The following is an 8,816-nucleotide window of genomic DNA, read 5'->3' on the forward strand; positions in this document are numbered from 1 at the left end:
AGACGATTCCGTCTAATCAGGCGGTATGAGCTCTCCACAGACCAATTCGACGCACTCACCCGCCGTCAGTACGGGCGCATAGTCAATCTCACCCTCGATACCCGCCTTCAACAGGAAATCAGTGAGTCGCCAGATATTGTACAGCAACACTGCAAACACGAAGTAGAACAGCCTGACGCGATAGTCTTTGGAGGATGTCTTTGCAAGGAAGTCGTGCTTGATCGACTTGTACTCGCTTTCGATCTGCCAGCGACGGCCGTACCGCCGACAGAACGTCTCGGCTTCGTTCGGGCCAACTCTGAGATTCGTTGCAAAGACGGCTGTGCCGTCTCCTTTCGTCGATGGCACGTACAAGAACCGCATCGGGTGCGACCCCAATTCAACGTCGACGACTGCTGATTCCACGGCCACCTCGTGATTATCGTCAGCCATCGTCTCGATAGCTTCCTGCTCCGCGCTGGCGATCCGCTTCGGAATCAAGTAGTTCACACCGAGATTTGAGAGTGTCTGGTACACGCGCATCGAGTCGAACTCTCTGTCGCAGAGCACCGTCTCGATAGGCACATGTTCCTGTGCTCGGCTCACTAGTCGCCGAACAACGCGGTGAACTTTGTTTGGTGTATTGTCGTCCCACGCAGAGCTCTCCCGAACCGGCTCGACAGCCAGTACAAGCGGAATGTTCAGCCCGACAATCGACAACGTCGCAAACTTGAACGCCCGATCTTCGGGAGTCAGCCCACTGACCATCGGCATCCCCTCCACGTCGCCGTAGTAGGGCATGGTCGTAATGTCGAGTGCCGCGGTCACTGGCCGCCGGAACGATGCTTCCGACGCAATGGCCGACAGCAGGCGGTCACAGGCCTGATCGAACCCTTCGATCAGCTCTGCTGCTGAGAATTGTTTAACCGCCCGAAGATGTGTATCTCCGTGGGGTCCGTACTCTGCTCCTCTCCGATACTGAAACCGAGCGGCCCCCTGCGGGGTCCCACAGCCGACCATCCCCATGAAGGTCTGGAGCTCGAAAAACTGCGTGTCGTCGTACGTGGCGTTCACTGCTCGGCTAGAATCAAAGCCCTCGAAGCCGTACTCCCGTGCGAGGCGTGTTGTCTGGTGAATCTGCTCGGTAGTGAAATCCCCGCCACACTTGGTTTCCTCCGTCTCAGAGAACTCACCGGGATCTTTCTCCGGTGTGAGAACCTCTTCTTTCAGCCGAACCGCCGGAACACTGAGATTCCGATCATGGATCTCTTTGACGACGTAGTGGGCTGCAGTGGTGATGAACTCGCGACTCGCATCGTCGAATCTCTTTCTCCAGGTACGCGAAAGAACCGACTCATCCGGGATGTGATCGAGACCGAACGCTTCCGCGAGTTCCGGATATTGAGCGAGCGTTCGGTAGCTCTCGCCCGTGATCTCCCGGTAGAGAAACAAGCAGACAATCCCTGGAAACGAATACGGAGCTGGATGCCAGGCGGGATACCGATCGTCAAGCGTGTCAGATGGGACGTCCAGTGAGTTGAGGGCACAAGTGAGCGACGTTCCATCCCGGAGTCGCTCCCGGAGGGTGATGCCAACGCTATAGGCTTCGGTGAGACGAAACTGCTGATTCGACATATAATAAACTTTCACGACAACTTACTTGATTTTAATTCTGCCATTATTGCCAAAGATAGACTCACAGGATACTATCAATGGTACTTAGTACAGATTGTATATAATGAATATTCCGGTCATTATTGGAGTGATTATTTACATTATGCTATTTTGATTCGATAGTAAGATTTAATTCAATAAATCCACGTACATTTGGTTCTTGACTGGAACAGTCTTCTTGAAACGAATATTTTCCGGGTTCAATATATGCCACCGAACGAGGATCGCCCCACAAATTCCAGATCCAAGTCTGCCGTTCGTTCGGTTCAAAGGTATAACTCCGAATGTGGAGGGTGTTTCCAAGCCGACCATCTGCGGCTCTTGATGGTAGCCATGTTTGGTCGTTAATCCGCTCGAGAGATTTACTTCGAGACGAGGTTACGAGGATTAGCGATGACGGAGATTCAGTATCATAGGCTGCAGTTGGAAATGGAATACTTGAAGAGAAGCCGACTGACCGAGCATTGTTGCCAGTCCATTTTATTGACAGTGCAAGCGTTGCTGTATTCGCGTCTGAGATAGTCGACTCTTGGATACTTGCTGAACCCTGTAGCTTTTCCCATTGGTCAATTTGCATAGATGCTTCAGTCACCGTCCGAGGTGACGGATCTGATGTTTGCTGTTTGCTCCAAATAGACCAAATACCTATGCCACCAGCCAACAACGAACCACCCCCAGCAAGGGCATTGCGACGTGATATAGAGTAATCCATGAATAATTAAACGAAATAAAGGGGTATATTGCTTTCGCGGCTTGCCGTCAATAAACGACGGAATATCCAAGATTGTTCATGTGGTGTGTCGCTGTTCCCCTCGTCTGGGTGTATTTGAGCACATTTTGGTTAGAACAGCTGTGATGAACAGACACCGGAGACCGCTTCAGTCTTTGATCAGGGAATGACGTTCAGAGAAACCTATATATTGGCTTTGGTCGAAACCCTCGCAATGAGCATCCTCGACTGGGGTCTCAGTACTGACACAAAGTACATGGAGTGTCGAAAGTGTGGGTATTCTGTTGAGGCTCCTGATGAGACCTGCCCAGGTTGTGGGTCAACTGAGATTGCGGTCTATGATTTCTGAATAGAAATCCGACCCAGAACAGACGTGCTAACCGAGTATCATGTTCTGCGTTCTCCGATCAGGAGTTCAGCAACGGTAGCGAGCTCATGCATTGAGAGTGCTAGTCGCAACTCCTGCCAGTAGTCCGCGACCCCCACAGTTTCGGAGTTTGGGTTTTGGTGCGTACCTTATTTTACCTCCAAGAGCGTCTGATTCGGTACACGTATTGCGATTCTCGGACACGGTGTCTCAGCAACAAGATTGATTATACTTAACAATACAGAAACCAGAACCGACAGGCAGGGCCTATTTCACCGGTTTATGGCGTGAACAGAAGGCACGCATCAAAATCCATCCTCCGAGGTTGTGAGGAGTTCACAGTTTCGGAGGATGGTAATATTCGGACCGACTTCTACTCGGAATCCTCGATATTCGACGTACTATGAGGGGGAGTTGAGATAAAATGAGGTCAGTACAGCTCAGATGCCAAGAAAAGTTGTCGTCGAACCGGGTCAGAACAGCGTAGCCACTCACGACTGACACACAATGCAGTCGCTCAGACGACTTAGTCGCCCGGAATCAGCCCTGCACAGACTCGCTCGACGCATTCCCCAGCTGTTAGCACTGGTGCGTAGTCCATCTCTCCATCGACGCTCGCTTTCAGCAGAAAGTCAGTGAGTCGCCAGATATTGTACAGCAGCACCGCGAATACGAAATAGAACAGTCTGACGCGGTAGTCCTTCGAGGATGTCTTCGCGAGAAAGTCGTGCTTGATAGACTTATACTCGTTTTCGATCTGCCAACGGCGGCTGTACCGGTGACAGAACGATTCGGCCTCATCAGGTCCGACTCTAAGATTCGTTACAAATACAGTGGTTCCGCCACCCTTCGTCGACGGCACGTACAGGAAGCGCATCGGGTGGGAACCCGATTCAACGTCGACGACTGCCGATTCCACAGCCACCTTGCGGTTGTCGTCGTCCATTGACTCGATGGCCTCCCGTTCAGTACGGGTGATTCGCTTCGGAATTAGTGCTCAGTCCAGGAGAAGGTCCGAGCACCAAACCCGATAGTACATATGTATTGATAGTAAATGCCAATATATGGTCGTAGCCCTCCTCGGTTTGTTCGTCGTGGCTTTCGCAGCCGTCTGTGGTATTGCTGTGTATCGAACAGGCCAGACACAACCAGTATTTCGGGCGCTCGTTACATTCGGGGTTTTGCTTCTGACGCCGGTGATCGTCTTTACGCTTATTTCCATGACCGTGACGGGTTCCATTCCAGCAATTGCAGCCGTCCTGCCAGTTGTCCTCTTGGGACTGGGGTTGTACACCGTTGCTGAAGGAACGCTCCCTCCTCTGGGCCAGTACCGCAAACGGACTCAATAGTTACCACATTGGAAACCGACGCTAACACATTGACTCCGCTCAGTAGGCACACCTTCTGAACGAGTGAAAAACGTCGAAATCAAGCCCGTTGTAGCGATCCTCCGAAGCAGAGGTTTTCGAACTGATCGGCCACCTGTTTGGTAACATTCCAGCTCCAATCGGTTTCACTCGTTATTGTGGTTCACCAGCTCAACAACCTCGTCTCGTAAGACCAGTTCTGCGTCACCTGTCCACAATTCATGCTCGCTCGCCACGATCTATTTTCTTCCTTCACGCGAAAACTCAGGTTGCCTCACCGGATCACAACAACAGGTAGGGGAGAATCTGGACGATGACACCAGGGACGGCGGCCAGCGCCGCTTGCCACCATTGCACCCGTCGCAGGACCTGGATACCGACGGTCCAGAGGCCTCCTGCCAGGACGATTGCGACGCCGTCGAGGTACTGGGTCGCACGGACGAGTTCCGTCTTCTGAACCTCCCGGACAAATTCGGCGCTCCCGGCCGCCGTCTCGGGTGTCGGCGTCATCTGGATACTCACGACCATGGCAATGAGCCAGACGACACCCGAGAGCAACACCGGGCCGAATCCCCAGCCGAGGATCCAGAAGGTGGTGCGGAGGTCACCCGCCTCCGAGATCGTCGCGGTCAGTAGGTACGCGCCGACGGTTGCGACCAGCCAGTACACGAGTGCGCTGGCGAAACTCACGACCGACCCAGTGATGAGCGAAACGGCGACGTCGACTGTCTGGTCACCGACGGCGTACGACAGCGTCGGCCCCGAATTCGTGCCGACGACGACCACAGAGGTGAGCGATAACTGCGCGACCAAGGGAACCAGTGCGGTACCGACAACGATCGCTAGTACCGCAAGTCGGCTCGGGTCGTCGCGTTGTGTGGCAAAAAACGACCGCAAATCTGTTAGGAATGCGCGATACGACACGGCTGGCAGTGGCCAGTCAAGCACATTAAACGTTCCGTGGTCGGTCGACTGCGGTGCCGTCGGGCTCGTCGATCGCTCCGCAGTCCGGCGGCCGTTCCAGCAAACCCAAGTACGTTCGCTGTGACATCTCAATTCAATCGAAATAGCCCTCCCCCGATATGACAAACGAAGACGCCTTCGAGGACGTGGTCGACCTCCTCGCCGACGAGTACGCGCAGTCGATCCTCAGGGCAACCAGCGTCGAGGGCATGTCGGCCGACGAACTCAGCAGTCACTGCGAGATGTCCCCGCCAACGGTCTACCGACGGCTGGAGTCGTTGCGTGCGGCCGACCTCGTCGAGGAGCGACAGCGGGTCGACCCGGACGGCCACCACGCAAAAGAGTACTACGCATCACTCTCGGACGTGCACATCGGTCTCGAAGGTGGTGAGTTCGAGTGTGACATCGAGCGCCGGGAATCGGACGTCGCCGACCACTTTACCGAACTGTTCGAGAACCTCTAATGATCCCACATCCACTGCAAACCGCGTCGACGAGCACGCCCGAGACAGTGTTCGCCATCCTGTTGTTCCTGGGGTTGTTCGTGACCATCGTCGTCTCGGCGATCATCCTCTGGCGCGGGGTTCGACGCTACTGGCAGGATCGGAATGCCGCCCTGCTTGGTCTCTCCGTCGGCATCGCGTTCACGACCGGTATCCCGATCATGGCGAACATCGGGCTCTCGACAGCCGCCAGTCTGGAGACGGCGGCGATCACGGTCATCACGAATTGCCTCCGGCTCGTCGGCCTGGGCCTTCTGCTGGCGGTCATTTACGGGAGTCGAGGTGACCGGCGATGAGTGACCTGCTCACCCAACTGGGGCTGATCACGCACGGGGCGACGCTTCTGATCGGGACCTTTGTCGCCTACCAGAGCTATCGCGGCTACCGACGAAATGACAGCTCTGCGATGCTGGCGCTGGCAGTTGGCCTCGTCCTGCTGATCCCCTTTGCGTCGCTGGTCCGGTTTGTGATCGATAGCTTCGCACTCTTGGGGACAACCCAGTCGGCACTGGTCTTCCAAGCAATAAGCATCGTCGGCCTCCTGGTAGTCTTCTACGGACTCGTGCAGGATTGATCGTCCCGGAACCGAGTGTGCTGGCATCGTTGCAATCTACAGGCGGAGCTGGCCGAGTGCCTCGGGGCTTGACCCCGAGGCGATTCACCGTGGTTGCACCGGTATCGGTACACTGAGGTACAATCACACTAATTTTGACACGTGGTTGGTCTCCCATCTTCGCCGGTCGGATCGATCCTAATCGTCGGCTTAGTCGGCGGTGGGCTTCTTGCCTTCGGATTTGTGTTTCGGGAGATTAGTGCGATTCGGCAGGTCCTCAGCCCGTCGACGGACGTGTTCTCGCTCTCGACAGGGACAACGGGCCCGGTTAGTATCTCGGGGACAGCGATTCAGTACGAAGACCGGCTTGTGGGCCCATTCACCGGCACTGAGTGTCTGGCCCTTGCCTACGAGGTCAAAGAGCGGCGGACGACAGACAAGGGAATGACGTGGGTCGAGATTGACTCTGGGCGTGCCGCAGTTCCGTTCCTGCTCGAAGACGAGACTGCGAGTGTCATCGTAGATCCGTCGCGGGTCCGGTTCGGTCTCGATACGAGCACGACTATCGAGGTCGACGGTGGTGACCGACCTCCCGCCCGGATTCAGGAGTTCATTGACCAAACTGACGACGTTGATTCAGAAGAACGAACGTGGGATCTGAAGATCATTGAACTGAAAGTTGGCGATGATCGGCGATACATCGAACGCCGCCTCGATCCCGGTGAATCAGTGACGGTATTCGGAGATGTCCACAATGACTCCGGTGTCAGCACGCGTTCCGGCCAGGTGAATGCTGTACTCAAAGCAGGTGACCATCCGCTCATCCTGTCTGAAACAACCCCGCTTCGAACCGTCTTGCGGGTGTTCTGGCCTGTACTCGTCGCCACCCTCATTGGAATTTTGCTCCTAGGTATAGCAGTGGCTGTGGTCCTCCTCTGAGGAGTCACTCACGAGAGAGTGTTCAATGACACGCTTCAATTGCCCAAGCAACCGTGCTATTGTGAGAATCTCATGCAGTACCCCCAAACTCATCCATCATTTCGCGGATGATTTTTGCTTCTGCCTTCTGTAGATGATCGCTAGCTGTTGGCGGTGCACAGTCAAGTTCGGCGGCAACATCTTCATGAGTTGCTTCTCGAGGCTGGGTATAGTATCCGAGTTCGAGTGCAGCCCCGACTGCTTCACGCTGTCTGTCGCTCAGCGCACCTACTGGATCGTTGGCATGACTCTGAAGTCGGCCGATCTCGTCGATCTGTACTTCGACGCCGTTGGGGGCATCTTCGAGAGCGCGCTGGAGTACTGAAGCGTCTCCGACGACGCGGGCAGACATGGTTCCGTTGCGATATACGATTGGTTTGCGGACGATGAGCCCCGCCTCTGTACTTGCTCGCTGGATAGCAGCGAACAGAGGGGTTTCTAGCGGTCGCATGACGACCAGCACATATGTTTGTCCCTGCGTGGTATCGGACAGTTCCACCGAATCGATGCCGGCGGTGTCAGCGGCCCGTTCGGCGAACGTGGTTGGATCACCATCGACAGTATACAGGAGCGTCGACTGTTCGTCGGCTGCCATGCTCCAGTCGACCAAACGGGTCTCATTGATGGCCGACGAATTAGCCAATAATTCGAAGAATTCCGGTGCATGGTCGTCGTCGACGTGAACGGTGACGTGGAGGTGTTTCATATCCCGTCCATCGACTGAATCAGTGATAAAACCCACATGCATACCTCACAGAACCTCCATCTACGTCGGTCCGTTATACGTAACGGAGATGGAATCCGAGACGCAGTCCCATGAAGAGGGACAGAGTACCGGTGATAAGACGGGGGAGACCATTCGGTCTGGCCGCCCACTCGTTAACGGAAGCCCGATTGACGAGCCAACACTCGAATTGGATCCTGAGAGTCCTGCAAGTATCCTCCTGCAACAGTCACCCCGTCCACTCGTTTCCGATCCAGTGAGTCGGACGTGGGCGACACTGCTGGAGCGACCAGACTCGGGGAACACCGATCGTCCAGTTCTTGTCCAGTGGGTGTCGCCGGACTCGCCCGAGCCGCCAGCCCACTACCATCCGAAGACAGAGACGTTCAAGACGCTTGAGGGACAGCTCACAGTCGTTCGCGATGGAGAGCCAATCCAACTCGACCCCGGAGAATCGCTGACTGTCGAACCAGGACACGAGCATACCTTCCGTAACGACACTAACGAAATAGTTGCATTCAAAGCCGAACTCCCGTCGATTCGGATGGTAAAAGGGCTCTACACCGCATGGGGACTGGCCCACAAACGTGGTCGCGATGAGGGCGGCAACTTTCCTGGTCCAGGGCCGGTAGAGTCGCTCGTGATCGCGGCGGATCTTTATGACGAGACGGTCATGACGATGGTCCCCCAGTCGGTCCAGCGAGTTCTCTGGGCGACCGCTGGGCGGATAGCTCGGCTGTCAGGAGCGACCGGCATTACGGATGGGTATCTCGACGCGTCCTTTTGGAACCGACATGTTGAGCAGCCTGAATTGGAGTCACCTAAGGATGTTACTGGAGAGTCCACAAATTAAGCGTGTCAGAGAAAGGTTCTCGCGGGGGTCGAACAGTAGTCAATAGAGTGTTTCTTCTGAATTTCCGGAACCTTCCGTTTCCCCTTGAGTTCTACCGAAGCCTTTTGTTTTGAAACACATACAAC

General features: G+C 55.1%; 11 protein-coding genes and 1 pseudogene. 7 read left to right on the top strand and 5 right to left on the bottom strand.

Annotated elements, in window-relative coordinates; translation table 11 throughout:
* Positions 1–12 precede the first annotated feature (12 nt).
* Together E2481_RS16930 and E2481_RS16935 are read right to left on the bottom strand one after the other, a co-directional pair.
* The gene (locus E2481_RS16930) at positions 13–1,614 is read right to left on the bottom strand and encodes a transposase (protein WP_136718344.1); all 1,602 of its coding nucleotides are present in this window, start codon (positions 1,612–1,614) and stop codon (positions 13–15) included.
* A 145-nt stretch (positions 1,615–1,759) separates the two neighbouring features.
* Complete coding sequence (locus tag E2481_RS16935) at positions 1,760–2,365, bottom strand: hypothetical protein (protein WP_136718345.1); 606 nt, start codon at positions 2,363–2,365, stop codon at positions 1,760–1,762.
* 232 nt (positions 2,366–2,597) lie between these two features.
* Between E2481_RS16935 and E2481_RS19060 the strand changes: the two genes are divergently transcribed.
* Positions 2,598–2,732, top strand: coding sequence for a hypothetical protein (locus tag E2481_RS19060; RefSeq protein WP_256867912.1), 135 nt, complete (start codon positions 2,598–2,600; stop codon positions 2,730–2,732).
* Positions 2,733–3,276: 544 nt separating this feature from the next.
* Here the strand turns inward: E2481_RS19060 and E2481_RS16940 are convergent.
* Positions 3,277–3,744: pseudogene (locus E2481_RS16940) on the bottom strand (transposase); the annotation flags it as partial.
* Positions 3,745–3,814: 70 nt separating this feature from the next.
* Here E2481_RS16940 and E2481_RS16945 point away from each other — a divergent pair.
* Positions 3,815–4,099, top strand: a complete 285-nt coding sequence (locus E2481_RS16945; RefSeq protein ID WP_136718346.1) for a hypothetical protein — start codon at positions 3,815–3,817, stop codon at positions 4,097–4,099.
* A 300-nt stretch (positions 4,100–4,399) separates the two neighbouring features.
* On the opposite strand, the gene E2481_RS16950 is transcribed toward E2481_RS16945, so the two are convergent.
* Positions 4,400–5,065: a YIP1 family protein gene (locus E2481_RS16950; RefSeq protein WP_306293931.1), complete on the bottom strand. Its 666-nt coding sequence runs from the start codon at positions 5,063–5,065 to the stop codon at positions 4,400–4,402.
* A gap of 134 nt (positions 5,066–5,199) precedes the next feature.
* On the opposite strand from E2481_RS16950, the gene E2481_RS16955 reads away from it, so the two are divergent.
* The 4 genes from E2481_RS16955 (at position 5,200) to E2481_RS16970 (ending at position 7,075) form a co-directional block, all read left to right on the top strand.
* Complete coding sequence (locus E2481_RS16955; protein WP_136718348.1) at positions 5,200–5,544, top strand: ArsR/SmtB family transcription factor; 345 nt, start codon at positions 5,200–5,202, stop codon at positions 5,542–5,544.
* Positions 5,544–5,879, top strand: coding sequence for a hypothetical protein (locus E2481_RS16960; RefSeq protein WP_136718349.1), 336 nt, complete (start codon positions 5,544–5,546; stop codon positions 5,877–5,879). The genes E2481_RS16955 and E2481_RS16960 overlap by 1 nt, the downstream gene beginning before the upstream one ends.
* On the top strand, positions 5,876–6,157 hold the full coding sequence (locus E2481_RS16965) for a DUF7521 family protein (RefSeq protein ID WP_136718350.1): 282 nt from the start codon (positions 5,876–5,878) through the stop codon (positions 6,155–6,157). The genes E2481_RS16960 and E2481_RS16965 overlap by 4 nt, the downstream gene beginning before the upstream one ends.
* A gap of 141 nt (positions 6,158–6,298) precedes the next feature.
* Positions 6,299–7,075 (top strand): hypothetical protein, encoded by a 777-nt coding sequence (locus tag E2481_RS16970; RefSeq protein WP_136718351.1) that lies wholly within the window; start codon positions 6,299–6,301, stop codon positions 7,073–7,075.
* Between the two features lie 70 nt (positions 7,076–7,145).
* On the opposite strand, the gene E2481_RS16975 is transcribed toward E2481_RS16970, so the two are convergent.
* Positions 7,146–7,820, bottom strand: coding sequence for a helix-turn-helix domain-containing protein (locus E2481_RS16975; RefSeq protein ID WP_250137863.1), 675 nt, complete (start codon positions 7,818–7,820; stop codon positions 7,146–7,148).
* An 88-nt stretch (positions 7,821–7,908) separates the two neighbouring features.
* Between E2481_RS16975 and E2481_RS16980 the strand changes: the two genes are divergently transcribed.
* Positions 7,909–8,691 carry a cupin domain-containing protein gene (locus E2481_RS16980; RefSeq protein ID WP_136718353.1) on the top strand — a complete coding sequence of 261 codons (783 nt, stop codon included), beginning with the start codon at positions 7,909–7,911 and terminating at the stop codon, positions 8,689–8,691.
* The last annotated feature ends 125 nt before the right edge of the window (positions 8,692–8,816 follow it).

It is taken from the genome of Halorientalis salina, assembly GCF_005049285.1.
In the GTDB taxonomy this organism is placed as follows: Archaea; Halobacteriota; Halobacteria; order Halobacteriales; family Haloarculaceae; genus Halorientalis; species Halorientalis salina.

Bases quoted from the DNA above. Each gene is read 5' to 3' on its own strand.
- E2481_RS16930 (WP_136718344.1), bottom strand. From the start codon at position 1,614: ATGTCGAATCAGCAGTTTCGTCTCACCGAAGCCTATAGCGTTGGCATC.
- E2481_RS16935 (WP_136718345.1), bottom strand. From the start codon at position 2,365: ATGGATTACTCTATATCACGTCGCAATGCCCTTGCTGGGGGTGGTTCG.
- E2481_RS19060 (WP_256867912.1), top strand. From the start codon at position 2,598: ATGAGCATCCTCGACTGGGGTCTCAGTACTGACACAAAGTACATGGAG.
- E2481_RS16945 (WP_136718346.1), top strand. From the start codon at position 3,815: ATGGTCGTAGCCCTCCTCGGTTTGTTCGTCGTGGCTTTCGCAGCCGTC.
- E2481_RS16955 (WP_136718348.1), top strand. From the start codon at position 5,200: ATGACAAACGAAGACGCCTTCGAGGACGTGGTCGACCTCCTCGCCGAC.
- E2481_RS16960 (WP_136718349.1), top strand. From the start codon at position 5,544: ATGATCCCACATCCACTGCAAACCGCGTCGACGAGCACGCCCGAGACA.
- E2481_RS16965 (WP_136718350.1), top strand. From the start codon at position 5,876: ATGAGTGACCTGCTCACCCAACTGGGGCTGATCACGCACGGGGCGACG.
- E2481_RS16975 (WP_250137863.1), bottom strand. From the start codon at position 7,820: ATGAAACACCTCCACGTCACCGTTCACGTCGACGACGACCATGCACCG.
- E2481_RS16980 (WP_136718353.1), top strand. From the start codon at position 7,909: ATGGAATCCGAGACGCAGTCCCATGAAGAGGGACAGAGTACCGGTGAT.